At 55.0% G+C, this 302-nt stretch carries 1 protein-coding gene; it reads right to left on the bottom strand.

Annotation, left to right across the window (positions count from 1 at the left end; translation table 11 throughout):
• Window positions 1–302: efflux RND transporter permease subunit (locus tag LZP73_RS19915; RefSeq protein WP_234236641.1), on the bottom strand; the 302-nt coding region annotated here is incomplete at both ends.

The following is a 302-nucleotide window of genomic DNA, read 5'->3' as shown; positions in this document are numbered from 1 at the left end:
GCACTTTCTGCGTACGTTCCTGCGTTGCACCTGCTGGCAGCTGAACCATGGTCATAAATACGCCCTGGTCCTCATCTGGCAAGAAGGAGCTTGGCAGACGCACGAACAGATAGGCCATACCGACCACGATGATCAGATACAGCACCAGGTAACGCCCCGTACTGCGCAGAATACCGCCTACGCTGTCGGTGTAGTGGTGCGTGCTCTTCTCGAACATGCGGTTAAACCAGCCGAAGAAGCCTTTTTTACCTTCCCCGTGATCGCCTTTGGCAATCGGTTTCAGCATGGTGGCACAAAGAGCC

It is taken from the genome of Shewanella sp. AS16 (assembly GCF_021412365.1).
In the GTDB taxonomy this organism is placed as follows: domain Bacteria; phylum Pseudomonadota; class Gammaproteobacteria; order Enterobacterales; family Shewanellaceae; genus Shewanella; species Shewanella salipaludis.
Note: the sequence above shows the minus strand (reverse complement) of the source record. Positions and strands in the feature narration are given on the sequence as shown.